Origin of the sequence: Streptomyces catenulae (assembly GCF_000718015.1) — a bacterium.
Taxonomy (GTDB): domain Bacteria; phylum Actinomycetota; class Actinomycetes; order Streptomycetales; family Streptomycetaceae; genus Streptomyces; species Streptomyces catenulae.
In genome coordinates this window covers 123,199-148,308 of sequence record NZ_JODY01000006.1, presented here as the reverse complement: position 1 = coordinate 148,308, position 25,110 = coordinate 123,199, and the positions used below count along the sequence as shown (strand labels likewise).

Genomic DNA, 25,110 nt, shown 5'->3' with positions numbered 1-25,110 from the left:
TCAGGGCCTGCGGTGTACGGACACCGCGTACGGGCCGCCGGTGTAGGGCTCGCGCGACCAGGTCGCGTACCTGGCCTCCGGCGCGAGCCCCGCCGCGCGGCAGTGCGCGTCGTAGTCGTCGAGTCCGTAACCGCGGTCCAGGGAGAACCCGGCGACGAGGTGGCCCCCGGGCCGGACGTGCCGGGCCGCTCCGGCGACCAGCTCGGGCTCCGTCCCGGGCGGTGTGAACAGCGGGACGTTGCCCGCCATCACCACGACGTCGAAGGTCCGTCCCAGATCGAGGCCGACCAGGTCGCGGCGGTGCCAGTGGATCTCCGGCGCCCGGCGCCGGGCGGTGTCGAGCATGGAGGCGTCGGCGTCCACCCCCGTCACCTCGATCCCGTGCCGGGCCAGCTCCGCGGCCACCCGCCCCGTGCCGCAGCCCGCGTCGAGCACACTCGCGGGCGCGAAGGCCCGGACGAACACGGCCTCACCGTGCACGTCCTCGCCCGCGGCGGCCATCCGGTCGAACCGGTCCTGGTAGTCGTCACCGTTCCACGTCATACGCCCCACCCTGGCACACCGGTTCCCCACCGCCGCGCGAGCCCGTTCCGTCCGGGCCACGGGAGAGCGAAGCACGCCACCGGCCACCCTTGCCTCCCCTCTGACCAGCGCTTTCCCTGATCTGCACACGCGCACGCGGTTCCGGCGAGGTACGCGTAACTCCCCTACCTCACCCTTTAGTTGAGTGCATCGCGCCGCGAACAGGGCGACGCACCAACCGTGTTCCGGTCGCGTCCCGGGCCGCCGCCCGTCGACTCCCCCCTACACACATCCCACGACCACACACACCCACTATCCGCTTTTCCCACCATTTGAGGGAACTCCGGAGATCATCGCGGGCGGACCGGTGGCGCGCTGCGCAGAATTCCGGTGTGTGCCAACTCCACGTGTTACCGCGGCCGGTGGCCGGTCTCGCCACCGCCGCCTTCCTGATATTGACCGGATTCGCCGCGGTGCCGGTCCTCGCCTCCTCCGCCGCGGCCGACCAGACGCACGACACCGAGCACCGCGGAGGACACGCCGTCGTCGGCCGTGACTCCGTCCACGCCTCGTCCGGCGACTCCCACGCGTCCGTCACCCCCGACGGGGCGTACGCGTCCTCCGGCGACAGCTGCGCGTACGCCGGGGCATGGCCGGCCGTCGCTGTGGCGACCGGGTTCCCGATGCCGCCGGACCGGCGTTTCCCCTGTACGGAGCCGACACCGACACCCACTCCCCCGCACAGCCCGACGCCCCGGCCCCGGCCGTCGGATCCCGGTCCGCGGCCGACCCCCACGCCCGGGGCACCCTCGCGCCCCTCCGCGGCGCCGTCCGCGCCGCCCCCTACGGCGCCGCCCGCTGTCCACCCTCACCGGCCCGCCCCGGCGCCGCCCTCACCGGCGTCGCCGGGCGCCTCCCCGACGCCCCCGCCCAACTACGCCGCGGTGGCGCACAAGCCGCACGGCGGCAGCTCGATGGTGACCAGGACGTTGCTGGTCACCACCCCCGCCGTGTTGGCCGGGGTCGCGCTCCGCCCCCGTTCACGCTCCTCGTCCGGATCGTCCGGGCGCCGTTCCTCGTAGGAGAACCCATGTCGCAATGGCTGGTGCTGGCCATCGCCACGGCCGCCGTCTGTGGCGTCGTCCTGGCCATCACGGTGCTCAAACAGCGCCGGATCGGCGAGGACGACGACCCGTCCGAAACCCCCGATGTCATCGAGTACATGACGATGATGGTGGGCGTCGTCTACGCGATCGTCCTGGGTCTGGCGATCGCCGGGGTCTGGGAGGCCCGGGGCACCGCGGAGGACACCGTACGCACCGAGGCGCAGGCGCTGCACGAGATCAGTGCGCGGGCGCGGGCCTACACCCCGCCGGTGCGCGACCGGATCCGTGCCGACGTCGACCGGTACGTCACCTATGTGGTGCACAAGGAGTGGCCGGTGATGGCCGAGCGGGGTGAGATCACCGCGCAGGGCACCGCGCTGCTCGCGAAGGTCCGCGCCGATGTCACCGACCACCATCCCCGTGACGCCTTCGAGGAGCAGTCCTACCAACCCCTGGTCGACCAGGTCGCGGTGGCGGACGGGGCGCGTAACGCCCGGGCGGATGCGGCCGGTACCGCGCTACCGGCCGTCGTGTGGTTCGGGCTGATCAGCGGTGGTGTCGTGACCGTCGGCCTGATCTTCACCCTGCAGATCCGGCGGTCCGGGAAGGAGCTGCTGATGGCCGCCGTCTTCAGCGCGCTGATCGCGTTTCTGCTCTTCCTGGTCTGGGACCTCGACGCACCGTTCAGCCGCGGTCTCGCCGCGGGCGTCGACTCCTTCACCGCGCTCTTCCCCCACGCGGGCTGACCCTCCCTCCGGCCGGTGCCCCACCCGGGGCCCGGCCGGAGGTCTGCCATGCGCCGGAAACCCCCACCCGGGAACGGCTGCCGACCGCTCAGCCGCGGAACTCCGCGCGGGCGGTGGTTCTACGGGTCAGGTCCACGAAGTCCGGTTCGGAGCCGTCGTTCGCGGTGACGGCTTCCCACAGGCGGCCCGCGGCGGCGTGGGAGATCGGCAGTTGCCGGGCCGGGTCGGGGACGGCGGCGAGCAGGGTGTCGTCGTCCTCCGCCGAGCGGCGCAGCGGGCGCGGGTTGGTGGTGTCCCGGGCGCGGGCGACGACGGCGGCCATGGGGCCGACCGCCATCAGGTCCAGTGCGGTGTCGTAGTCCTGGCCCAGGTGGTCGGCGAGGTCCAGGGCCTCGCGGATTCCGGCCTCGGCCGCCATGACGGCGACGTTGGTGATCAGCTTGTAGGCCACCCCGGCTCCCAACTCGCCGACGTGCCGCACCTTTCCGAGCGTCTCCAGCACCGGGCGCGCCCGCTCGTGGACCTCCGGCGCCGCGCCGACCAGGAAGGTGATGCCGCGCTCGCGCGCGTACTTCACACCGCCGACGATCGGCGCGTCCAGGACGGTCACCCCGGCGGGGGCGGCGGAGACCGCGCGGTGCAGCAGTTCGGGGGTCGTGGTGGAGCAGACCACGACCAGGGAGTCCCGCGGGGCTCCGGCGAGGATGCCGTCGGGGCCGAGGTAGGCGGCGGGGATGTCGTCCGACATCACCAGACCGAGGGTCAGCTGCGCGCCGCGGGCCGCTTCGGCGGGGGTGGGGTGGACGGAGGCGCCGAGGGCGGCGGCGCGTTGCCGCTTGGCGGGGTCGGTGTCGCTGATGCGGACCTCGTACCCGGCGGCGACGAGGTGGGGGGCCATCTGTTCCCCCATGTCGCCGAAGCCGATGATCGCGACCGTCTTCATTCCGTCCCTCCAGAGTCTCCGTGGGCAGGCGGGTCGTGCGGGTGACGTGGGTGTGCCCGGGCGGGCCGTCCCGCACCGCAGCGGGGTGGCGGCACGGTGGGTGAGGGCAAAGTTACCGGTGGGCAGGGGTGGTGGCGGGGCAGGATCGCCGGGCGGGCGCCGTCCGCGCGGGGGGCGGTGGGTGTGCCGTCACGGCGGTGGCGGGGTCCCGCGGTGTCAGGCGCGCAGGAAGTAGAGGACGGTCGTGAGCACGGCGGTCACCAGGAGGGCGCCCCGGAGCAGCCCGGCGGGGAGGCGGCGGGCCAGATGGGCTCCGGCGAAGCCGCCGACCACGGCGCCGAGCAGCATGGCGGTGAGGAGCACCGGGGCGCTCAGGGCGTCCGAGGCGACGAGGAAGAGTGCGGTGGCGCTGAGATAGACGGCGGCCAGTTGGGCGACGCGCATCGGGTTGCCGGTCGCGGCGTCCAGTCCGAGGCCGATGCTCCACAGGGCGAGCATCAGGATGCCTACGGCTCCGCCGAAGTATCCGCCGTACACGGCGAGGAGGAACTGTCCGGTCAGGACGGCGCGTCCGCTCATGCCGACCGGGCGGCCGAGCGCGCCGGTCAGCGCCCGGGAGAGGGGGCGGCCGACGGCGAGGGTCACCGTGGCGAAGGCGAGCAGCCACGGCGCCGCGGCGTCGAACGACGAGGCGGGCAGCGCCAGCAGCAGGCCCGCGCCGACGCCGCCCCCGATCACGCTGACCGTGGTCAACGCCCTGATGGAGGTGGGTCCGACGGGGGTGAGGTCGCGCCGGTAGACCCAGGCGCTGACGGCCGCGCCGGGGACGAGGGCGACCCGTGACACCGCATTCGCCGCCACGGGTGGCAGGCCGAAGGCGACCAGTGCGGGCAGCGCCACGAAGGTCCCGCCGCCCCCGATGGCGTTCAGGGCTCCGGCGGCCACGCCCGCCAGCAGGACAGGGAAGAACTCGCTCATACGCCGAGCATCAGCCCCGGACGGAGAGTTCCACAATGCGGAATCTCCAGCCGTAGCCTTCGGCTGCGCCGTAGCCTGAGCGGATGCGCTACGACCTGGACGATCTGCGGCTCTTCCTCCACATCGTCACGGAGGGTTCGATCACCGCGGGGGCGGGGCGGATGCCGCTGAGCCTGCCGTCGGCCAGTGCCCGGGTGCGTGCGCTGGAGCACCACGCGGGCGTGGCGCTGCTGATCCGGGGCCGCCGGGGCGTCCGGCCCACCCCGGCGGGTACGGCGCTGGCCCGCCATGCCCGCGACGTCCTCGACCGGACCGCGCGGTTGGAGAGCGCCGTGGCGAGCTACGCCCGGCCCTCGACCGCGCCGCTGACCCTGCTCGGCGGCGGCTCCGCCATGTACGGGCTGATGCCGCGGGCCCTGACCACGTTCCTCCGCGCCCACCCGGACACCGATGTCACCGTGTCCGAGAGCCGTACCCCGCAGACCGTACGGAGGCTCGCCGACGGTGAGGCGGAGTTGGGTGTCGTCATCGATGACGAGGCCGGGGACTGCGGGCTGCGTACGGAGCCGCTCGGCGACGACTCCCTCTTCGTGGTCGGCCGGGTCGGCGGGGTCCTCAGCGGCCGGACGGCGCTGACGTACGGCGAGGTCGCCGAGCACCCTCTCGTCGGGCTGGACGCCGACTCCTCGCTGCGCCGCTGGATCGAGCGGCATCTCGGGCCGCACGCCCCGGCAGTGCGCCACCGCACCACCGTCGCCGACCTGGGCGTCCTCGTCTCCCTCGCGGCGGCGGGCGCCGGGCTCGCCGTCGTCCCGCGACGGGCCGTCGATCCCCGGCTGCCCCTCGACGTCTGCGCGCTCCAGGACCCCTGGGCCCGCCGGAACCATCTACTGGCCTGGGGCGTCAAGGACCGCGCCACCTCGCCGGAGGCCCTGGCCCTCGCCGAGCACCTCCGCCGGGCGGCCCGCCACCGGCCGCCGTCCGGGGCCACGCAGGGCGAGGATCCGGCGGAGGCGGACGGCTTTTCGGACCGCTGACCGCCGTCCGGGCGCTCAGCCGTGCCGGACCGTACCCGCGGCGACCAGGAGCAGGGCGAGGGCCGCGAGGTCGATCCGGGCGACCCGCTTCGTGGCGCCGTTGAGCGCCCGGGTGGTGCGGGCGAACAGCAGGAAGGTGCCCATGCTGACGCCACCGGCGACCATGGCGGGCACCCGTAGCGACGGGAGGAACGCCGCGCCGAGCAGTCCGGTGCCGACCAGCGCCAGCAGCACCGCGCGGTGGCGGAGCAGCAGGACCAGATCGGGGTCGGCGTGGACGTCGATGCCGTAGGCGGCGCCGATCCGGGACGGGGCGACCGCCACGGCGCCGGGCACCAGGTTGATCACGCCGACGAGGAACAGCAGGGCGGCGGTGAGGGGTTCGGTCGGCATGGCGGCGGCGCTCCGTTCGGGGAGGGGTGCGGGTAGGCCGTGCGGTACGGCGGACCGCGGGGCGGGCTCGGCGGTTAGCATCCCCCGCATGTCCCCCGCGCCGCTTTCAGAAACGTGCCGTGAGCGGGCCGCGTTGTGGCTGTGGCCGGGGCAGGCCCTGTACGTCGGGCCCGCGTTGGGGCTGGGGTTCCACTCCGGTGCGGTGAGCTGTCTGGCGGTGGGCGTCGACGGGGAGTTCACGGTCGAGGTGGAGCACGGCGCGCGGCACCGGACCCGGACGGCGTGGGTGGCGGCCCGCGTACGGCACCGCATCACCGCCGGGGGAACCCGGATGGCGTTCTGCTATCTCGACCCGGCGTCGGCGCGGGAGCGGGCCTGCCGTCGGCTGCTGGACGGCGGCGCCGAACTGGCCCTGGACCACGCGCACCAGGCCGAACTGGTGCGCGGGGCCGCATCGTTGGGCGCGGACGCGCCGCTCGCGGAGGTCCGGGGCTGGCTGGAGCTGACCGGCCCGGACGGGCACGACCGCGGCCGGGACCCGCGCGTCCTCCTGGCGACCGCCCGGCTGGCGGGGCCGCCCGGGCAGCCGGTCGCGGCCCGGGAGCTGGCCGCCGAGGCCGGGCTCTCCGTCTCGGCGTTCCTGCGGCTCTTCCGCGCGGAGACGGGCACCACCGTCCGCCGGTACCGGCTGTGGGCCCGGCTGGTGCGCACCGCCGGACTCCTCGGGACCTGGCCCGATCTGAGCACCGCGGCCGTGGAGGCGGGGTTCTCCAGCCCGTCCCACTTCAGCAGCGCCTTCCACGCGATGTTCGGGCTGCGCCCCAGCGCCCTGCTCTCCGGCCGCGCGGTGATCCGCACCGTCGAGCACCCGGCGGTCGCGTCCGGCCCGACCGCGGGCTGAGCGACGGCCGGGCCACCACCGGGACCACCGGTGGCAGGAAAGGTGGGATTCTTGTCATTGCAGACACGGTGCGGGCCGCGAAGGATGGAGACATGACGCGGCGATCCGTACTGGTCCTCCTCTTCGAGGGCGTGCAGAGTCTCGATGTCACCGGCCCCGTGGAGGTGTTCGCGGGCGCCGGACGGGCGGGCGGGGAACCGTACGAGATCCGCACCGCCTCGCTCGACGGCGGGCCCGTGCGGACGTCGAGCGGGCTGCGGCTCACCCCGGACTGCGCGCTCTCCGACGCCGGGCCGCCGCACACCCTGCTCATCCCGGGCGGCGAAGGCTCCCGCTGCCCCGCCCCCGGGCTGATCGACCGGCTGCGGGAGTACGCCGGGCGGGCCGAGCGGGTCGTGTCGGTGTGCAGCGGGGCGCTGTTGCTGGCCGCTGCCGGGCTGCTCGACGGCCGCCGGGCGACGACGCACTGGGCGCTCTGCGCGCAGCTGGCCGAGGAGTACCCGCGGGTGACGGTCGAGCCGGACCCGGTCTTCGTCCGGGACGGGCCGATCGCCACCTCCGCCGGGGTCACCGCGGGCATCGATCTCGCACTCGCGCTCATCGAGGAGGACCACGGCCGGGACATCGCCCTCCTCGTCGCCCGCCAGCTGGTCGTCTTTCTCCGACGGCCGGGAAACCAGGCGCAGTTCAGCGTCCAGCTGGCCGCCCAGACGGCCCGCCGGGAGCCGCTGCGCGACCTCCAGCAGTGGATCACCGAGCACCCGGACGCCGATCTGTCCGTCGACCGTCTCGCGGAACGCACCCGGCTCTCCCCCCGGCACTTCGCGCGGGCCTTCCACGCGGAGACGGGGACGACGCCGGGCCGCTACGTGGAGCGCGTCCGTCTGGAACAGGCCCGCCGTCTGCTGGAGGAGACGGCGGACGGTGTCGAGCAGATCTCCCGTGCCTGCGGATACGGCACCCCGGAGGCGATGCGCCGCGCCTTCGTCAGAACCCTGCACACCGCACCGGCCGAGTACCGCCGACGCTTCCGCCCCTGACCCGGTCCCGCCTTTCCGCACTCTCCTCCCCGAAGGGAAGACCATGCAGATCGCCATCGTCCTCTACGACCGCTTCACCGCGCTGGACGCGCTCGGTCCGTACGAGATGCTCTGCCGCACCCCCGGCACCGAGACCGTCTTCGTCGCCGAACGGCCCGGTCCGGTCACCAACGACCAGGGCGCGCTCACGCTGATCGCGCAGAAGGCGCTCGACGAGGTGCCGGACCCGGACATCGTGGTGGTGCCCGGCGGCCCCGGCCAGCGGGACCAGATGACCAACGAGACCCTGCTGGGCTGGCTGCGCACCGCGGACGCCACCAGCACCTGGACGACCTCGGTGTGCACCGGATCGCTGCTGCTCGCGGCGGCCGGACTGCTCCGGGGCCGCCGCGCCACCTCGCACTGGCGGGCGCTGGACACCCTCGCCACGTACGGCGCGGAGCCGACCGGTGAGCGGGTCGTCGTGGACGGCAAGATCGTCACCGGGGCGGGGGTCTCGGCCGGTCTCGACATGGCCCTCACCCTGCTCGGCAAGGTGGCGGGCGACGAGTTCGCCCAGACCGTCCAGCTCGCGATCGAGTACGACCCCCAGCCGCCCTACGACGCGGGCTCCCCGCAGAAGGCACCCGCCGCGATCGTCGACAAGCTCCGCGACGGCGCGTCGGTCTTCCGCTGAGACCACGCGGCACGGGCGCCGTCCCGCGCCCGTGCCGCCCCGTGTCCTCCCCGGTGGTGCTGCCGCTCAGCCCACCTTCACGTCCGTGCCGGTGATCCGCGCACGGATCCCGTCCTTCGTGACGGAGAGGTCGCGCAGCCGGATGTCGCCCGGCAGATCGTCCGGCAGTTGGGCGGCGAACTCCATCCGCTGCGCGACCTTCGGCTCCCGGAGCTGCTGCAACCCCTCGATCAGCGAGGGGTCGATACCGGTGGGCCCGAGCAGCGACGGATGCTCCACGAGCGTGTCCAGCATCCGCCCCGTCATCATCTGCCGCGGGCTGACGCGCTCCCCGGCCGCCTGTCGCAGTGCGTCCTCGTCCATCCGGTCGGCGACGGGCGCGGTCAACTGGAGGCCGCCGCCCTTGCCCGGTACGTAGGTGAGCAGTCCGGGCACCACCACGCGGGTGTCCTGCACGGTCAGCCGCAGCCCGCGGTCCCCGGTGCGCTCCAGGTGGGCGCGTCCCTGGAGCCGGGCCTGCCTGTCGCCCACCGGCAGTTCGCCGGAGGCCAGCACCGTGTTCTTCTCCGGCCCGGGCTCCAGGGTGATCTGCGAGGCGCCGACCTCGCGGTTCAGGTCCTTGAAGTCCAGCAGGAGGTCGCCGCGCACCCGGCTCAGGACCGCCCCGGTGACGGAGGACGGCAGGCTGCCGACGATCCGGATGTCGTCCGCCGTCCCCTTGACCTGGGCGACGGAGACCGGTCCGGCGTCGACATGCGGGACGGTGACCTCGACCCGGTCGATGCCGCCCGCGAGCACCTGCCCGACGAACGGGAAACTGTCGATGTGTACCTCGGGCGCGGCGTGCAGCTTCAGCGCCTTCCGGACCTGCTGCGCCGCCACGTTCTCCGCGTAGAGCACGGCCCACCGGTCACCGAGCGCGAGAAACGCCAGGACGACGGCGAGCGCGACGGCCGTCTTGACGGTCCGCCGTACGATCCGACGCCTGCGCCGCCCGTCCCGCGCGGGTTCCTTTCCGCCGCGGGTGGGCGTGGGGTCGTCAGCGGTGACGTCCGTGGCGGCACCGGCCGCGGCGTCGTCGGCCGTGGTGGCCGCGGGGTCGGCGGCGTCGGCGGGGCTGCCGGTGACGGTGGGTGCGCTGTCGGTTACGGGTCCGCTGTCGGTGACGGGGGCGCTGTCAGCTACCGGGGCGGCGGGTGCGTCGCCGGTGGCGTCGTCCTGGGCGGGCGCGGCGTCCGGTTCCGCGCCGTCCCGGGCGGTACGGCTGCCCGGTATCCGTGCCGTGGGGGGTGCGGAAGGTTCGTTGGAGTCCATCGCCGCCATGCGATCACAGCCCGCGGACGCGCACCAAGTTGCCGCCCGCGATACCCGGGCAAGCGCGCACGGGACGGGAGATTTCCCGCCCGGAGCGTCCGGGCCCTCGCCGACGACCCTCGCCGACCGCCCGGGCCGTACCGGGAGATCCGCCGCGTCCCGGGGCGAGCGGCCGGGAGCCCCGCGCCGCCGCAGGCCGGGCGCCTCCCCGAAGGGCGCCGCGCGCTCCCCAAGCGGGACGGGGCCGATGGGGTGACGATGGAAGCGTCCGTATCCGACCGTGCTGTCCCATGAGAGAGGTGGCAGGTATGACGAACCCCTCCGCGGCCTCGGACGACGGCCCGCCGCAAGCCCCGGAAGCCTCCGCGGAGAGCAACCCCCTGGGCATCCTGTCCAACCTCGGCTGGCAGGCCCTCTTCACCATCGGCCTGGCGTCGATCGCCCTCGGTGTGATCATCCTGGTCTGGCCGGGCAAGACCCTGCTGGTCATCGGCATCGCCTTCGGCGTCTACCTGTTGGTCAGCGGTGTCTTCCAACTGGCCGGAGCCTTCGGCGCGCACGTCCCCGGGCATCTCCGGGCGTTGCACTTCATCACCGGTGCGCTCAGCGTGCTCCTCGGACTCATCTGCTTCCGGGGCACCCTCCAGTCACTCCTGTTGCTCGCCCTCTGGATCGGCTTCGGCTGGCTGGTGCGCGGCATCATGATGACCGCGGCCGCCGGTTCGGCCCGCGAGGCGCCCGCACGGGGCTGGCAGCTCTTCCTCGGCATCATCACCCTGCTCGCCGGCATCGTGATGATCGTCTCGCCGTTCGGCTCGATCGCCGCGCTCACGCTGGTGACCGGCATCATGGCCATCGTCCTGGGCGTCACCGAGGTGATCAACGCCATCCGCCTGCGCATCGCCATCGGACGCGACCCCAAGAACACCCCCACCAGGCACCGGCGTTCGACGTTCCACCCCCGTCCGCATCCGCAGCACTGATCCGATGACTCCTGTGGCTGCGGTGGCCGAGAGCCGCCGCAGCCACAGCGGTTGCGCGTCCGAGGAAATACTCACCGGTATCCGTGACACACACGGGGCTTTTCCGTTTCTGATCTTTATTCAGCAGGAAGAATATTCCTGGCAGTCGCCCCCTCCTCAAGGGGTTCTGCAGCATTCCGGGCGGGGAGTGCGTCAGGTTCTCTTGCAACCGGGGCCGCGCACATCGCGTCTTCCAAGTAACCTTGTCCGCCCCGCTGATCGGAATCGGCCGGGTGCCGAAGATCCGGCACGGGCGCACGGAATCCGAGCGGCACGCTCCGTTTCGATGAAAGAGCGCGTCGTTCCGTAATCGCACACCCGCACAGTGAACGGGGGATTACTCATGAACATCAGGTGTGGCGGGCCCAGGGCGAAGACCGTCCTCGCGGTCGCCACGGTTTCGGCGGTGACAAGTGGGGTGCTGGGCATCGGCGGCGCCGGATCGGCTTCCGCCCGCACACTCACCCGGACTTTCGCCTATACGTGCTCGGCCCAGATGATGGGCGTTCAGCCGCTGACGGTGAAGATCACCTCGGACCTTCCGAAGTCGGTCCCCGTGGGCGCGCCCAGCAGGAACATCACCGTCAAGGCGGTGGCACAGGTGGACGCGAGTTTCACGGAGTGGCTCGCCAAAGCCGGGATGACGTCCCTCCGGGGCACGGCGGAGGCGCAGGCCCAGGTGTCCGCGCCGAAGAACGACTTCGGCCTCACGGTCCCCTTCCGGCTGAGCACGGCCCACGTCCCCGCGTCCGGCCCCTTCAGCATCGACGCGACCGGCAACGCGACCGCCCCCACCTTCCACCACCCCGGCAGGGGCACGGTCACCGCCGGCGACCTCACGCTCCACCTCGCCGCGACCAACGGCAATCTCTCGCTGGTGGCCGACGCGCCGTGCACCCTCAACCCCGGCCAGAGCAAGGTCGTGACGGCCTTCGACGTCACCACGCCGGGCTCGGGCTCCTCCCCCGCCCCGCACCCTTCGACCGGCTCGGGCGCCTCGGTGACCCCGCGGCCGACGGCCGGATCGGCGGGCGCCCCGGCTCCCGGACCGACGGCCGGACCGGTGGGCGCCGCCGCCCCCGGTGAGCCGACGGCCGGATCGACGGGCGCCGCTCCCACCGCCCACGGCGCGCCCGCGCCCGGCACGCCGAGCCCCGGCGTCTCCGGCGGCGCCCCGAAGGCGACCGTCCCGGCCCATGCGGCGCCGGGGTCGGCCGAGCCCGCGCCCGCCGGGAAGGCCTCGACCGGCGGGCCGAGCACCAGGGACCTCATCCTGCTGGCGGTGGGCGTGCTCGCGGCATGCGCCGCCGCCTTCGGCCTCGGTGCGCGGCGGCGGAACAACGGCCGTCCCGGGGGCGACGGGGAGGAGCGACGGCCCCTCGTCCCGCCGCAGGGTCCGCTCGCCGAAGGCGTCGAGGGCGGCGTCGACGGCCGTCACCAGAGGACGATCTTGACCGCCACCGTCCCGTGGCCCCGGGGGCACGGCGGCGCGGGCCGACGGGTCTCCGAGGGCCGGAACGTGGTCCTGGGCCGCCGTCCGACCGTCGCTCCGGGGGCCGGTGCGCGGGGCTGCGGCGCCGAGGCGGCCGTCCCGCAGCCGGGCCCGCGGGACGGCGACGACACCGGCGCCGTGCCCGACGAGCGGTCCGGCACCGCATACGTGCGGCAGCCGTAGGGAAGCAGCCGCCGTCGGCACGGCGGAGGACCGGGCAGGGCGGCAGGCGGGCACGGCCGGTGCCCGCCTGCCGTGCGGGGGAACCACCACGGGGAGCTGACCGTTGACGCGGAGAGGGAGGTGCTTCCGGTGACGGAGATCGACACCCTGCTCGACCGGGTCGTACCCGCGGTGGAAGCGGCGGTCGGCGTCCACGGCGCCGGTGCGCGGCCCCGGACCGAGGACCCGGCGGCCGACGCGACGGTACGGCGCGGACCGCGGCCGCATTCCGGGATCATCTCCACAGGCGGCCACTCAACGCCCATCCTCTTTCGGTGAGCGGCGCACCGGAACCGCAGGAGCGGGAGCCCATGGGCCCTCATGCCCCACAGCCGGACGGCCGGGACCTGTTCCGGATCGGTCTCAACACCGGCATTGTCGTCAACGGAAACCACAATTTCATCGTGCAATTCCCCGCGGATTTCTCCGCCAAGGATGCACTCACCGGTTGGATCGAACAGCTCACCACGGCGGTCGGCGCCGATCAGGGATCCGTCGGCGGCAAACTGGCCGAACAGGCCGATGCCCTCGCACTCGCCGTCCGCGCCCGCCTGAAGCCCGAGGTGGAACAATTACGGCTCCAGGACGGGAAGTTGCCGCTGCGCTGGCGGCTGATGCTGGAGAAAGCGGCCGACCACGACGGCGATTCCGACGCCCCGACCGGAAAGGCGCCCGCTCCCCCGGCGGATCTCGCGGACGTTCTCGCACAGACGGAATCCCGTTGGCTGGTGGTGCTGGGCCGGGCAGGCTCGGGGAAGACCGCCCTGGCACTCCGTTTCGCGCTGGCCCACCTGGACGCGCGGGTGCGCACCCGCGGGACGGCGACGCCGGTACCGGTGATCTTCAGTCTCGGCTCCTGGGATCCCGCCGCCCTGTCGCTGCGGGACTGGTTGATCGGCCGACTGGAGCGGGACCACACCTTCCTCGCGGTGCACGGCCCCGGCGACATCACCTGGGCCGAGGCGCTGATGAGCGAGGAGTACGTACTGCCGATCCTGGACGGGTTCGACGAACTCGCCCCCGGTCTACGCGGAATGGCGCTGGAAGAGCTCAACAACTTCCTTCTGCCGCTGATCGTGACGAGCCGTCGTGCCGACATAGAGGCCACCGCGGAACAGACCGGGGTCGTTCCCTATGCCGTCGCCGTCGAACTGGCCGATGTCACCCTGGACGACGCCGTCGCCTATCTGGAGCGGACCAGCCACCGCCGCTTCCTCCGCAGGCCGAACGCCTCCGGGACCGACTGGGCCCCCGTTCTGCGGGAGTTGCGCGAGCAGCGGCAGACACCGGCCGGTGCCCGGCTCGCCGCCGTACTGACCACTCCGCTGATGGTGACGCTCGCCCGCTTCGTCCACGAATCCGGCCCCGATCCGTCGGATCTCCTGGACACCGGCAAGTTCGGCACCCGGGAAGCCCTGGAGAACCACCTTCTGGACAGTTTCCTCGCCGCCGCCTACCGGCGCGACGCATACACCCTGCGCTGGGACCCCGAACACGCCCAACGCTGGCTCGGCTATCTCGCCGCGCATCTGACGGAGCTCCGCACACCCGACATCGAATGGTGGCGGCTGGGGACCAGCGTCCGGCTGCGGTGGCTGATGCTGCGGGTCGGCGTCACCGTCGGGGTCTTCTGCGCAATCGTGGCCGGACTCGTCTACGGGGCCGAGAGCCTGCTCCTGTACGGGCCGCTGCCCGGACTGTTGACCGTCGCCCTCACCGGCCCGACGAACGGCCTCGCGATGGGGCTGACCTTCGCCCTCATGCACGGATTCGTCAGCCGGATGCAGGTCGGCGGCCCGATGTTCGAACCGTCGCTGATGGAGATCAGGCTCAGCGGCTGGAAGAAGAACAGGGTGGGGAAGAAGCTGCGGGAGAGCTTCCGCCCCAGGGTGGCGGGCGGGCTCGCCGGGGGCCTGCTGTTCGGTCTCCTGTGGGCGCTCGGAAGTGCGATGATCACCGCCGCCCTGCGGTATCCCGCCCCGGTGATCGCGCTGAACTCGGCGATACTGCTCGCGGCGGGCATCGGTCTGGGCGGTGTGCTGGGGCTCGTCGCCGCGCTCGGCGCCGGGTTCGAGACCGTCATCCCGCGGGAGACCAGCGCCCACCCGCCGGACCTGCTGAACACGAACCGCGCCACCGTACTCAAGCAGTTGCTCACCGTCGGGCTGGTGATCGGGATCGGGTGGGGCGTCGTGTTCGGCGCCGCGTCGCGCAGCGCGCTGGCCGGTGCCGGAGCCGGGCTGGTGTCCGGGGTCATGATCGCGCTGGGGACAGGCACCATGACCGCCTGGGGACGGTGGGTGGTCCTGGCCCGCATCTGGCTGCCCCTGTCGGGATGGTTGCCGACGGACCTGGACGCGTTCCTTCAGGACGCCTGGAAGCGGAACATCCTGCGCCGGGTCGGCGCGGTCTACCAGTTCCGCCACGCCCAACTCCGGGACCATCTGGCCACGACCGTCGGCACCCCGCCCGAACGCGTCCTCCACCGCGTCAACCTGGACCTGCTGTTCGACGCCGCCGACACCGATCACGACGGCTACGTCACCGAGGACGACTATCTGCGGTTCGCCGGGCGCTGCCGTACCGCCTACGGGCTCGACACGGACGCCGCCGAGGCGAGGGAGGTGGAGTCCTTCTACCGGGAGTACTGGGCCGGGCTGCGGCGGCAGGCGAGGACCGGCGGCAGGCTCTCGCGCGCACAGCACCGCACCGCTGCCGGGGCGCTCGCCGCGGACCCCGATCTGCCCGGGCAGGTCGCGGCCTTCGGGGCGGCGCTGTTCAAGGTCCTCGATGCGGACGGCGACGGCTCCGTGGGCGAGCGGGAGCTGAGCCGGTATCTCGCGCTGTGGGGCCTCGCCGACGACGCCTCGGCCGTACTGGCCCGGATGGACGGCGACGGCGACGGTCGTCTCCGCGAGGCCGACCTGATCCGTGCGCTCGACCTGCATGTCCGCCGCCCCCACCTGGGAGGAGCGGGCAGTGTGTTCTTCGGCGTCGCGTGACCCCGCCCGGGGGCACGTCGGTCGGCGGCTCCGCGCCTCACGGCCGTCGGGGCTTCCGCCCGTCCGGCGGTCTCACCGGTCGTCGTGACGCGACGCTTCGGACAGCGCAACAGGTACAGGGAGAGTGCGAAGGCATGAGGGAAGCGACACCGGCGGCGGAGACTTCCGGCGGGAGCGGGGCGACCGACGGTTCACCGTGCCACTGCGCACGGCCCGCGGGCGATTTCTTGGAGACGACCGTGGAGCGGCTCGCCCGGCGGTTCACCGCGCACGACACGGCGCGGGGGCTCGGCGCCGTCGAGCAGTGGACGTTGCAGGTGCTGAAGATCTCGGAGGAGACCGGTGAGGCGGCGCAGGCGGTGATCGGGGCGCGCGGCACCAACCCCCGTAAGGCGCCCGGCTCCTGGGACGAGGTGCACGCCGAGGTCGCGGACGTGGTGATCACCGCCCTGGTCACCCTGAAGCGGATGCGTCCGGACGACGCCGAGGAGTACCTCCGTCACCAACTGGCCCTCAAAACCGCCAACTTCCTCCCGGACCCGACCACGCCCACCGGTGACGCCCCTGCGGCGGACCGTCCCGGCGCGCCCCCGGGCAACCTCGGATGACGCAGGAGGAGTGAGCCCGGTCCCGGCATGCGGTGTGGCCCGGCCCCTCGGTTCAGTCCTCCCGAGATCGGCCGAGGGCTTGCCGGGATTCAACGGTGGCTGGTCCGCATCAGCTCGACGACCTCTCCCGCGGCTTTACGGAGGGGCTTTCTGCGCAGCCACACCAGATGTACGGGCAGGGGCACGCCGTTCCGGGTGTTCTCGAATTCCAGCAGCCGTAGCCTCCCGGCGGCGACTGACGCCCGGATCGAGCTGGTGGGCAGGTTGGCCCATCCGGCTCCGACTTGCACCAAGGCGCGGGCGGTCTCCACGGAGTCCACATGCCAGCGGTCGCCGGAGACGATGAGGCGGCGGTCCACGACGGACTCGTCGGGTCCGGCCACCAGGATCTGGCGACTGGCGCTCAGGTCCTCAAGTCGCCGCAGGTCAACGGGGAGACCGAAGGTGTCGACGGTGGCGGAGGCCACCGCGACGAAGGTCTCCTCCCCCACGGTGATGCGGACCTCCTCCCGGTTCGCCTGCGCGGGGGCGGGCATCAGCGCCAAATCGATGTGCTCCTGGTGCAGCATCGCGCGCACCTCGTCCTGGGGGGCGTGGCGCAGGTTGACGCGCAGGAGGGGGTAGCGGGTGCCGATGTGCGTCACGGTGTCCAACAGGTCCTGGTCCTGGGTACCCGTGGCCACGGCGAGGGTGAGTGTGCTCTCCAGATTCTGCGACAGCTGCACCGCGTGGACCTGTAGCAGCCGCAGGCTACTGGCGATGGTGCGGGCCTGAGGCACCAGCGCCATCGCCTGGGCGGTGGGGGTCGCCTCGCGACGGGACCGGTCGAACAAGGGATATCCCAGCTCTGCCTCGATATTGGCGATGCCCATGCTGACCGCGGAAGGTACCCGACGGAGTGCGCGTGCCGCGGCGGAGAAGGAGCCGTGATCGACCACGGCGAGGAACAGAGTGATGTCGTCGCTGGAGAGCGCCATAGGGACCTGTCAGTTTCCTTGAAAGGATCTTACTTTTTTCGCCAGTTCGCCTGAATTACCGTGCCCTGCGCACCCAGCCGAACCGGAAGGCAATTTACATGCAGGGCATAAAGCGGAAACTGGTCTACGTCGGAGGCTACGAGGTCCTCGGACTGGTGGTGGGCACCTCGGTGATGACGCTGCTGACGGGCGACGCGTTCTCCGACACCGGACCTTTGGCCCTCATGATCAGCGCCGTGGCGACGCTGTGGAACATGGGGTACAACTACCTCTTCGAGGCATGGGAAGTGCGTCGGAACGACCGGACGCGGACGGTGTGGCGTCGCATCCTCCACGCCGTGGGATTCCAGATCACCCTGGTCTGCTTTCTTGTCCCCCTCATCGCATGGTGGCTGCACATCACAGTGGTTCATGCCTTCCTGCTCGATATCGTGTTCATCGTCTACGTCCCCTTCTACACCCTCGCCTACCATTGGGCCTTCGATAAAATCTTCGGAGTTCCCAACTCGGCGAGGAACGACGCCGCCGATTCATCGGAAATCGTCGCGAAGGGCGGACCCGCGTCGCCGTCTCATTCGCATCACGGTGAGATCGAAAGCGATACGGACGGCGCGAGCGGCATTCCGATCGGGGTGAACTCTCCCTCCGTATCGGACCGTTCATGAGATCCCCTAGAGCGTCTCCCGTATCCGGGCGAGGCGGGCGGCGTCCCAGGTGATGTCGGGGTCGGGTTCGAGGAACGAGAGGGCGGTCGCGGCGACGCCCAGGGCGGGCTGCGACCACTCGACCTCGTCGGTCGCCCCGAACGCGCCGGGTCGCCGCCGCGTCTCCGCCAGGTCCGGGCGAGCGAGGGAGGTGAGGACGAAGCCGCGCATGGTGGCGTTGAGCGTGGTCGCCAACTCCTCGAAGGTGGTGTGGAGGTCCGGTCGCAGACGCATCCCGAGGAGATCGGTCAGCTCCCGGTAGGAGCGGGCGATCCGGTCGTTGAGGTCGTGTTCGGCGGCGGCGAGCGCGGACCGGACCTCGCGCCGCAGGTCGTCGTCGGTCAGCCCGAGGAAGGTGGCGTGCAGCGCGATGTAGGTGCGCCACTGCGTGGAGGCGCGCATCGCCGCGAAGTCCCGTAGCGCGCCCTGCCGCAGCAGCTCCCCGCAGAGTTCCCGCCGCCCCTGGGCGGTGGCGAGCTGGTCGAGGCGTTCCCGGGCCAGTCGGCGCACGGCCGCCTCGCCGATCTGGCCGTCGGCACCTGCCGCCGCGGGGGCGCGCCGGGCCAACTCCTTGAGCAGGTCGCTGAGGAAGAGGTCCTTGTACGGCCAGCGGCGGTAGACGGCGCTGCGGGCCACACCGGCGTCGCGGATCACGTCCTCGAAGCTCAGATGGTCCAGGCTCACGGTCAGACCGGTGTGCTCCACCGTCGCCACCGCGGCGTCCAGCATCCGCTGCGCGGTCTCGGCATCGCTGAGGCGCCGACGGCGCCGGACCACTCCGGTAGGAGGTTGCTCGTTCGACATCCGGCCCTCTACTCTCCGTTTGAGACTTGAGACACTGTATCCCAACTCTCTTCAGTTCCTTCCGGATCCGTCTCCCAGGAGAAGCCGATGTCCGCACAGCAACTTTCCGCCTCCGCCCGACCGACCGGCCGCGTTCTGTACACCGCCGCCCTGCTGGCCGTCGCCTCCGCAGGCGTCATCGTGATCGACCAGGTGGCGGGCGGCGGCCTCGCCGCGCAGCTCCGGCACGTCTATCCGGGGCGCAGCGCCGCCGACATCTCGATGGCGGAGTCCAGCATCCTCACCTATCTCTTCACCCTCGCGGTGCTCGGCGCCGCCCTGTTCACGACGATGGCGTGGGCGCTGCGGCGCGGTCGCCGCTGGGTACGCGGCGTCGGCGCCGCGGCCGTGGTGCTGGGGTCCGTACTGGCCGGGTACAACTTCAGCCAGCCGCACCCCCTGTTGATGACGGTGGCCGGTGTCGTGCCCTGTGTGGCCGGTCTGGCGGCCGTGGTGATGCTCTGGACGGAGCGTTCGACGGCCTCGCCCATCCCTGCCTGACCTGCTCGTCCCTCCCGGACCGGGCTTCCCCTCGCGGGGAGCGGTCCGGGAGGACGGGCCGGGCGGCGACCGCCGGAAGCCGCCGATGCGGCGCCCCGGTCACCCCTCGCGCGGCTCCTCCGGGCCGACCACCCGGAAGGTCTGGGCGACGACGAGGGTGTCGCCGTCGATGACGGGGGTGTGGCCCAGGTACGCGGACACGCCCGCGCTGCGGAAGAACTCCTCGTGGGCGGTGCGCCACTGCGCCGCGTCGGCGTAGCCGCGGCCCTCGGCGCGGGCGAAGGCGTCGTCGATCTCCTTCATGGGGACGACCCGGACGTCGGTCAGCTCGATCGTGACGGCCGGGCGGGCCTCGGAGTCGAGGACCGCGAACCGCTGTCCGGCCCGCGGGATGGCCTCCCCGGCGTGCGCGTAGATCTCCCGCAGGCCGGTGAGCGCGGTCTTTTGGCCGTCGAGGATCGCCGCCACCCCGCGGTCACGCTCCGGTCCGGGAAAGGCCAGTTCCAAGGTGGGCAGGTCGTCGTCTTCCAGGGCGGGAACGCCGTCGTACGCCATCGGGCGAGCGTACGGAGCCGGGGTGCGGTGATCAACGGGATATCCGTCCCGACCGCCCGGACGTCCTCCGGCAGTACCCGCGCCGCCCGCGACCGCCGGGCGGCGCCACGGGAGGCGCAGGACCCACCCCTACCTGCACCGCCCCTCCCCCACCGGCCGGTTCGGGTCCTCTTACCATGACTCCCAGACATTTTCCGTGGGCAGAAAGGCAGTTGCGATGACCGAGGGCAATTCCGGCGTGGACCAGTCGAAGCCGAGCATCGCCCGGGTCTACGACTATCTGCTGGGCGGCAAGGACAACTACGTCGTCGACCGTGCCGTGGGAGATACGTTCAAGCACGACATGCCCGGTTCGGTGGCCATCGCGCACGCCAACCGGCAGAACCTGGTGCGGGCCGTGCGGGAGCTGGCGCTCGCCGGTGTCGACCAGTTCATCGACATGGGCAGCGGGCTGCCGACCGCGGACAACGTCCACCAGGTCGCGCAGCGCCACCTTCCCGACGCCCGGGTGGTCTACATCGACAACGACCCGATCGTGCTGGCCCACGGCCGGGCGCTGCTGGAGGACAACGCGCACACCCGGGTGATGCAGGCGGACGTCCGGGACCCGCAGGCCATACGGGAGCACCCGGACACCCTCGCGCTGATCGACTTCGAGCGGCCGGTGGCGGTGGTGCTCAGCGCGATCCTGCACCACATCAACGACGACGAGGACCCCCGCGCCCTCGTCCGTTACTGGCAGGACCAGGTGCCCTCCGGCAGCTACTTCTTCCTCTCGCACTTCCGCAGCGGCAACAATCCGCAGACCACCGAGGCGGAGGCGGTGCTCCAGTCGACATTCGGCCGTGGGCGGTGGCGGAGCGATGACGAGATCCGTGCGCTCTTCGGCGATCTGGAGATCCTGGAGCCGGGGATCGTGCCCTGCTCGCTGTGGCGCCCGGACGCGGCGTCGGACCCGCTCCACGCGGGGGCGGCGGAGGCCGAACTGACCGTCTGGGAACAGCTCATCGTCGGCGGGCTGGCGCGCAAGGCGTGATATAGGGCGGGGCGGCACCGGGTGGGTGCCGCCCCGCATCTTCGCCGTCAGGGGACGCCGTCAGGCTTCCCCGTCCCCGTCCCCGTCCCCGTCCCCGTCCTCGTCCTCGTAGTGGTCGAAGTGGACGACGCCGTCCTCGTCGAGGAACGGGTGGAGCCTGTCGGGGAGATGGCTGTCGGTGTCGGAGGGGCGGGGGCTCTCGGGACCGTCCGGGCCCCAGCGGAGCAGGCGGCGGGCGCGGCAGATGCGGTGGACGGTGCCGTGCACCTCGATCTGGTTGGCGCGTTCGGTACGCAGCCGGTCGGCGGCGCGGATGTACTCGGCGAGTTCGGCGGCGGTGGCGTCGTCGCTCTCGGCGGCCACCGCGCGGGCGTCGGCGGTCCGGTCGGGCAGGTCCCAGGGGATGAGGCCCTGCTGGCGTGGCTCGAACCAGGTCAGCGAGAAGTCCAGGGTCTTGCGGGCCTCGTGGGCGCTGGCGTGCAGGGCACTGCCCGTCTTCCAGCCGATGCCGTCCTTCTCCACGACCCGGAAGGCGGGCGGCAGCAACAGGACGTCCGGGTGGCTCTCGCGGATCAGCCGGGAGTCGCGGCAGACCTCCTCGGGGAAGCGGGATCCGGCGTAGACGAGCGCGCGCAGGGCCAGGCGTTCGGCGGCGAGGGCGGGGGTGACGGGCTCCTGCGGGTCCAGGAGCAGTTGGTCGTCGATGCGGTCGCGGACGCCGCGCTCCCAGTCGGGGACGGCGGGTTCGGGGTCGGTGGCGCGGGGCTGTTCGATGCCGTCGCGGCCGCTTCCGGCGTACTCCTCGGCGCGGACGACGCGGTAGCGGGTGTCCTGGACGGTGAGTTCGTCGACCGGCTCCTTCTCCAGGCGGGCGACACCGGCCAGCAGGGCGCGGCGTTCCTCCCTGGTGTCGGCCGTGTCCTTCGCGCGGAACCACAGCCAGGAGTTGAGGCTGTCGCGGGCCTCCTGGGGGCTGCCCGCCGTCACCGGGACGACCACCCGCCACCGGGGCGCGTCCTCGGGGCTCTGGGCCGCGACGCCGAACAACGGGCCCCGCACCAGCATCACATCGACGTCGGACATCGCGTCGAGCGCGTCGGCCTCCATGACCGCCTCGACGGGGCCGTCCGGGGATCTCACCACGACCGGCCGACTGCGGCCCGGGCTCACCTCACCATGACTCATGCGTTCATCCTGGCGACCCCGGAGGGAGCCGACAGGCGTTCCCCGGAACCCCACCCCACCCGCCCCGACCACCACCCGGACGAGTGAGCGGATTCAGGACAGGCGTGGCGCCGCCCGGGCCCGGGGTGGTCTCCCGGGGCCGGGCGGCGTCCGTCCGGGGTGTCAGGCCGATTCGAGGTCCGGGGTGACCGGGTCGGGGCCGAGGACGTCCTCGCCGTAGAGGGCGTGCAGCCAGTTGGTCTGGTAGATGGTGTCCAGATAGCGTTCGCCCAGGTCGGGGGCTATCGCCACGGCGGTGAGGCGGGGTGTGCGGTGGTGTGCGAGCCAGCTCGTGGCGCCGCTGACGACGGTGCCGGTGGAGCCGCCGAAGAGGAAACCCCGGCGGGCCAGGCGGTGGCAGGCGCGGACGGTGTCGGCCTCCTCGACATGGATCACCTCGTCCACGAAGTCCTCGTCGAGCAGGGCCGGGCGGACGCCCGCCCCCAGACCGGGGATCATGCGGCGGCCCGGTTCGCCGCCGAAGGTCACCGAGCCGACGCTGTCCACCGCGACGATCTTCACCGCCGGGCGGTGTTCGCGGAAGTAGCGGGCGCAGCCCATGAGGGTGCCGGTGGTGCCGGCGCCGATGAACAGGATGTCCAGGTGCGGGAAGTGACGGGCGATGCCGGGTGCGGTGGTGCGGTAGTGGGCCTGCCAGTTCCCGGCGTTGGTGTACTGGTTGAGCCAGACGTACCGTTCGTCGGCCGCGCACAGGGCCCGGACGTGGGATATCCGGGCGCCGAGCAGACCGCCGGTGGCCGCCGGTTCGGCGATGATGTGCACCCGGCCGCCCATCGCCTCCATGAACCGGCGGGCCGAGAGGTTGCAGCGGGCGTCGGTCACGCACAGGAAGCCGTAGCCCTTGCTCGCCGCGATGATGCTGAGGGCCGCGCCGAGGTTGCCGGAGGAGGACTCGACGAGGACGGAGCCCGGTTTGAGGGTGCCGTCGCGTTCGGCGGCCTCGACCATGGCGGCGGCGGCCTTGAGTTTGATGGAACCGGCGAAGTTGAAGCCCTCGCATTTCAGGAAGAGGGAGTGGTCCACTATCGGCCGCAGGTCGACGTAGAGGTCTTCGGCGTTGAACTCCGCGGGACCGGAGATGATCGTCATGCTGCGTTCCTCCTCGGCGGCAGCGCTCGCGGCCGGTCAGCCATGACGGCGCAGTTCGTGGAAGAAGTCGTCGACGCGGTGGAGTTCACCGGCGCGGGCCACCTCGTCGTAGACGTACCGGCCGACCGCGAGGTCGAGGACGCCCAGGCCGAAGGGGGAGAAGATCACGGTGCGGTCGGCGGGGAGGGTGACGCGGCCCGCGGTGATGTCGTCGAGGGTGCCGGTGAGGAAGTCGCGGCTGCCGGTGCGCTGTTCGGCCAGGTGCGGGGAGGTGTCCGCCTTGAGGCAGTGTTCGATGTCGTCGACGACGTTGACGGAGTCGAGGATGATCTCCGGCGCGAGGTCGCGCAGGGAGATGTGCAGCACCAGCGGGTGGTGGTCGAACCAGGTGACGTCGTCGACGTGCGGTTTTCCGGCGACGGTGGCGAAGACGACGAGGTCGCTGGTGCGGACGAGGTCCTCGGCGGCGGGGTGGACGGTGACCGGTCCGGCGCCGGACTGCTCCAGGTAGAGGCGGAATCCGGCCGCGCTGTCGGGGGACACGTCGTGCACGCCGATGTGGTCGAACTCCCAGCCGGTCTCGGCCAGGAACGTGTGGATGTAGCGGGCGATCAGGCCGGTGCCGAAGAAGCCGATGCGGCGGGGGCGCGGGCGGCCGCGGCTGAGCCGGTCGGCGGCGAGCGCCGCGGACGCCGCGGTCCTGGTGGCGCTGATGATGGAGCTCTCCAGGCAGGCGAACGGGTAGCCGGTGTCGTGGTCGTTGAGGATCAGCACCGCGGAGGCGCGGGGGATCCCGGCGCCGACGTTGGCGGGGAAGCTGGAGATCCACTTCATGCCGTCGACCGGGGTGCCGCCGCCGAGCGAGGCGGGCAGCGCGATGATGCGGGAGGTGGGCCGGTCGGGGAATTTCAGGAAGTACGAGGGCGGGTTGACGGAGTTCCCGTCGCCGTGCAGGCGGTAGGTGGCCTCGACGAGGCCGACGATCTCGTGGGCCCGGCCTGCCAGCGCGCGCTGGACCTGGTGACCGGGGATCACCGCGAACGACGGTGCGGGGGCGGCGGGGCGGGGGTCGGTGGGGTGCTCGGTGGTGGTCATGCGGCGGTCACCTCGATGGTGGGCGAGCAGTCGGTCAGGGACACCCGGTCGGCGAGGGCGACCAGGATGTCGCGGCGGCCGTGGAACGGTTCCCGGCCGTGCGCGGTGCGGACGTTGTCGACGAGCAGCAGATCCCCGGAGCGCCACGGGGTGCGGCGGGTGAGCGCCTGGTAGACGCCGTTGAGCAGCTCCACGGTCTCCGGTTCGAGGGGGTCGCCGTTGCCGTAGCGGGTGTTGAACGGCAGTCCGTCGGGGCCGTAGCTGTCCACCAGGTACTCGCGGATGTCGGGGGCGAGCGTCCATTCGTTCAGGAAGGCGACCTGATTGAACCAGCAGCGGCGGCCGGTGAGCGGATGGCGGACGACGGCGCTGCGGCGCTGGCGGGTGCAGAGGGTGCCGTCGGGCTGCCAGCGGTAGGCGATGGCGTGGGTGCGGCAGTGCTGTTCGACGGCGGCGCGGTCGTCGGTGCCGAACGCCTCGGCGACGGAGGCGCCGATCTCGTCGTTGTAGGTGCGGGTCAGCAGCCAGCCCTGCCGGGTGAACCGCCGGACCAGCCGCCGGGGCAGCGCGTCGAGGACGGCGGACGCGTCGGCCACCACCGTCTCCCCGCCGTCGTCGGGCTCCGTCAGGCAGGCGAAGAGCATCAGGCCGGGGAACTCCGTGGCGTAGCTCAGCTCGTGGTGCGGGCACATCTGTTGGTTGGCGGGCCACGGGGTGGTGGTGTACGTGCCGGTGGCGCGGGTCTGGCGGGGGGCGAAGCTCTCCGTCTCGGCCATCAGGTCGTCGGAGAGGGCGGCGAAGACCTCGGCGGTCCCGGCGGCGTCGCGCAGCCCGAGGCCGCGGACGAGGAGGGCGCCGTGTTCGGTGACGAGGGCGCGCAGGGCGTCCCGGTGCCGGGCCGTCCAGTGTGCCGGGTCGCCGCCCGGCTCCACGGGGAGGACGGGTGGTCGGCCGGCCCGGAGGAGCGGGACGGGCAGGGGTGGTGAGGGGGGCGATGCCATGGGGCCTCTTTCCGTGACGGAGTGCTCGGGGCGGGCGGATCGCTCGGCGGGTCGGTGGGTCG

The 25,110-nt window shown here is 72.5% G+C and carries 26 protein-coding genes; 13 read left to right on the top strand and 13 right to left on the bottom strand.

Annotated elements, in window-relative coordinates; all coding sequences use genetic code 11:
- Entirely contained in the window at positions 1-543 is a 543-nt protein-coding gene (locus tag IF23_RS0108570; RefSeq protein WP_030281522.1) for a class I SAM-dependent DNA methyltransferase, read from the bottom strand.
- 913 nt (positions 544-1,456) lie between these two features.
- Positions 1,457-1,621 carry a hypothetical protein gene (locus tag IF23_RS33920; protein WP_157847985.1) on the bottom strand — a complete coding sequence of 55 codons (165 nt, stop codon included), beginning with the start codon at positions 1,619-1,621 and terminating at the stop codon, positions 1,457-1,459.
- Here IF23_RS33920 and IF23_RS0108555 point away from each other — a divergent pair.
- Entirely contained in the window at positions 1,613-2,374 is a 762-nt protein-coding gene (locus IF23_RS0108555) for a bestrophin-like domain (protein WP_030281520.1), read from the top strand. The two genes, IF23_RS33920 and IF23_RS0108555, sit on opposite strands and share 9 nt — an antisense overlap.
- 88 nt (positions 2,375-2,462) lie before the next feature.
- On the opposite strand, the gene IF23_RS0108550 is transcribed toward IF23_RS0108555, so the two are convergent.
- Both IF23_RS0108550 and IF23_RS0108545 read right to left on the bottom strand, forming a co-directional pair.
- The gene (locus IF23_RS0108550; protein WP_030281518.1) at positions 2,463-3,317 is read right to left on the bottom strand and encodes an NAD(P)-dependent oxidoreductase; all 855 of its coding nucleotides are present in this window, start codon (positions 3,315-3,317) and stop codon (positions 2,463-2,465) included.
- A 216-nt stretch (positions 3,318-3,533) separates the two neighbouring features.
- Positions 3,534-4,295 carry a sulfite exporter TauE/SafE family protein gene (locus IF23_RS0108545; protein ID WP_030281516.1) on the bottom strand — a complete coding sequence of 254 codons (762 nt, stop codon included), beginning with the start codon at positions 4,293-4,295 and terminating at the stop codon, positions 3,534-3,536.
- Between the two features lie 83 nt (positions 4,296-4,378).
- Here IF23_RS0108545 and IF23_RS0108540 point away from each other — a divergent pair, with 83 nt between their 5' ends.
- Positions 4,379-5,332: a LysR family transcriptional regulator gene (locus IF23_RS0108540; RefSeq protein ID WP_030281513.1), complete on the top strand. Its 954-nt coding sequence runs from the start codon at positions 4,379-4,381 to the stop codon at positions 5,330-5,332.
- Between the two features lie 15 nt (positions 5,333-5,347).
- Here IF23_RS0108540 and IF23_RS0108535 read toward each other — a convergent pair whose 3' ends face one another.
- Entirely contained in the window at positions 5,348-5,725 is a 378-nt protein-coding gene (locus IF23_RS0108535) for a hypothetical protein (RefSeq protein ID WP_030281511.1), read from the bottom strand.
- A gap of 88 nt (positions 5,726-5,813) precedes the next feature.
- Between IF23_RS0108535 and IF23_RS0108530 the strand changes: the two genes are divergently transcribed.
- The 3 genes from IF23_RS0108530 (at position 5,814) to IF23_RS0108520 (ending at position 8,342) form a co-directional block, all read left to right on the top strand.
- Positions 5,814-6,626 (top strand): AraC family transcriptional regulator, encoded by an 813-nt coding sequence (locus tag IF23_RS0108530; protein ID WP_051739423.1) that lies wholly within the window; start codon positions 5,814-5,816, stop codon positions 6,624-6,626.
- Between the two features lie 92 nt (positions 6,627-6,718).
- Positions 6,719-7,666 carry a GlxA family transcriptional regulator gene (locus IF23_RS0108525; RefSeq protein WP_030281507.1) on the top strand — a complete coding sequence of 316 codons (948 nt, stop codon included), beginning with the start codon at positions 6,719-6,721 and terminating at the stop codon, positions 7,664-7,666.
- Between the two features lie 43 nt (positions 7,667-7,709).
- The gene (locus IF23_RS0108520; protein ID WP_030281505.1) at positions 7,710-8,342 is read left to right on the top strand and encodes a DJ-1/PfpI family protein; all 633 of its coding nucleotides are present in this window, start codon (positions 7,710-7,712) and stop codon (positions 8,340-8,342) included.
- A gap of 66 nt (positions 8,343-8,408) precedes the next feature.
- Here the strand turns inward: IF23_RS0108520 and IF23_RS0108515 are convergent, their stop codons facing one another.
- The gene (locus IF23_RS0108515) at positions 8,409-9,656 is read right to left on the bottom strand and encodes an LmeA family phospholipid-binding protein (protein WP_245654932.1); all 1,248 of its coding nucleotides are present in this window, start codon (positions 9,654-9,656) and stop codon (positions 8,409-8,411) included.
- A 308-nt stretch (positions 9,657-9,964) separates the two neighbouring features.
- Here IF23_RS0108515 and IF23_RS0108510 point away from each other — a divergent pair, with 308 nt between their 5' ends.
- The 5 genes from IF23_RS0108510 (at position 9,965) to IF23_RS31025 (ending at position 16,002) form a co-directional block, all read left to right on the top strand.
- Positions 9,965-10,639 carry an HdeD family acid-resistance protein gene (locus IF23_RS0108510; RefSeq protein WP_030281502.1) on the top strand — a complete coding sequence of 225 codons (675 nt, stop codon included), beginning with the start codon at positions 9,965-9,967 and terminating at the stop codon, positions 10,637-10,639.
- A 382-nt stretch (positions 10,640-11,021) separates the two neighbouring features.
- Positions 11,022-12,353 carry a DUF6801 domain-containing protein gene (locus tag IF23_RS33440; RefSeq protein ID WP_157847984.1) on the top strand — a complete coding sequence of 444 codons (1,332 nt, stop codon included), beginning with the start codon at positions 11,022-11,024 and terminating at the stop codon, positions 12,351-12,353.
- Between the two features lie 129 nt (positions 12,354-12,482).
- Positions 12,483-12,671, top strand: coding sequence for a hypothetical protein (locus IF23_RS0108500; protein ID WP_030281498.1), 189 nt, complete (start codon positions 12,483-12,485; stop codon positions 12,669-12,671).
- Positions 12,668-15,394 carry an NACHT domain-containing protein gene (locus IF23_RS0108495; protein WP_157847983.1) on the top strand — a complete coding sequence of 909 codons (2,727 nt, stop codon included), beginning with the start codon at positions 12,668-12,670 and terminating at the stop codon, positions 15,392-15,394. The genes IF23_RS0108500 and IF23_RS0108495 overlap by 4 nt, the downstream gene beginning before the upstream one ends.
- 227 nt (positions 15,395-15,621) lie before the next feature.
- Positions 15,622-16,002 (top strand): MazG-like family protein, encoded by a 381-nt coding sequence (locus tag IF23_RS31025; protein WP_245654931.1) that lies wholly within the window; start codon positions 15,622-15,624, stop codon positions 16,000-16,002.
- Positions 16,003-16,091: 89 nt separating this feature from the next.
- On the opposite strand, the gene IF23_RS0108485 is transcribed toward IF23_RS31025, so the two are convergent.
- Positions 16,092-16,979: a LysR family transcriptional regulator gene (locus tag IF23_RS0108485; protein ID WP_030281492.1), complete on the bottom strand. Its 888-nt coding sequence runs from the start codon at positions 16,977-16,979 to the stop codon at positions 16,092-16,094.
- Between the two features lie 98 nt (positions 16,980-17,077).
- Between IF23_RS0108485 and IF23_RS0108480 the strand changes: the two genes are divergently transcribed.
- Positions 17,078-17,644: a PACE efflux transporter gene (locus IF23_RS0108480; RefSeq protein WP_078653863.1), complete on the top strand. Its 567-nt coding sequence runs from the start codon at positions 17,078-17,080 to the stop codon at positions 17,642-17,644.
- A gap of 6 nt (positions 17,645-17,650) precedes the next feature.
- Here the strand turns inward: IF23_RS0108480 and IF23_RS0108475 are convergent, their stop codons facing one another.
- Positions 17,651-18,487: a hypothetical protein gene (locus IF23_RS0108475; protein WP_211266135.1), complete on the bottom strand. Its 837-nt coding sequence runs from the start codon at positions 18,485-18,487 to the stop codon at positions 17,651-17,653.
- An 87-nt stretch (positions 18,488-18,574) separates the two neighbouring features.
- Here IF23_RS0108475 and IF23_RS31945 point away from each other — a divergent pair, with 87 nt between their 5' ends.
- Positions 18,575-19,027 (top strand): hypothetical protein, encoded by a 453-nt coding sequence (locus IF23_RS31945; RefSeq protein WP_051739420.1) that lies wholly within the window; start codon positions 18,575-18,577, stop codon positions 19,025-19,027.
- A 99-nt stretch (positions 19,028-19,126) separates the two neighbouring features.
- Here the strand turns inward: IF23_RS31945 and IF23_RS0108465 are convergent, their stop codons facing one another.
- On the bottom strand, positions 19,127-19,582 hold the full coding sequence (locus IF23_RS0108465; protein ID WP_037677715.1) for an ASCH domain-containing protein: 456 nt from the start codon (positions 19,580-19,582) through the stop codon (positions 19,127-19,129).
- A gap of 217 nt (positions 19,583-19,799) precedes the next feature.
- On the opposite strand from IF23_RS0108465, the gene IF23_RS0108460 reads away from it, so the two are divergent.
- Positions 19,800-20,618 carry an SAM-dependent methyltransferase gene (locus tag IF23_RS0108460; protein WP_030281482.1) on the top strand — a complete coding sequence of 273 codons (819 nt, stop codon included), beginning with the start codon at positions 19,800-19,802 and terminating at the stop codon, positions 20,616-20,618.
- A 60-nt stretch (positions 20,619-20,678) separates the two neighbouring features.
- On the opposite strand, the gene IF23_RS0108455 is transcribed toward IF23_RS0108460, so the two are convergent.
- From IF23_RS0108455 to IF23_RS0108440, 4 genes are all read right to left on the bottom strand, one after another.
- Positions 20,679-21,803: a DUF5954 family protein gene (locus tag IF23_RS0108455; protein WP_030281480.1), complete on the bottom strand. Its 1,125-nt coding sequence runs from the start codon at positions 21,801-21,803 to the stop codon at positions 20,679-20,681.
- Positions 21,804-21,965: 162 nt separating this feature from the next.
- A complete protein-coding gene (gene sbnA / locus IF23_RS0108450) occupies positions 21,966-22,952 on the bottom strand; it encodes a 2,3-diaminopropionate biosynthesis protein SbnA (protein WP_030281478.1) in 987 nt (328 codons plus the stop codon).
- A gap of 36 nt (positions 22,953-22,988) precedes the next feature.
- Positions 22,989-24,047 carry a 2,3-diaminopropionate biosynthesis protein SbnB gene (gene sbnB, locus IF23_RS0108445; RefSeq protein WP_030281476.1) on the bottom strand — a complete coding sequence of 353 codons (1,059 nt, stop codon included), beginning with the start codon at positions 24,045-24,047 and terminating at the stop codon, positions 22,989-22,991.
- A complete protein-coding gene (locus IF23_RS0108440) occupies positions 24,044-25,048 on the bottom strand; it encodes a TauD/TfdA family dioxygenase (protein ID WP_030281474.1) in 1,005 nt (334 codons plus the stop codon). The genes sbnB and IF23_RS0108440 overlap by 4 nt, the downstream gene beginning before the upstream one ends.
- Between the last annotated feature and the right edge of the window lie 62 nt (positions 25,049-25,110).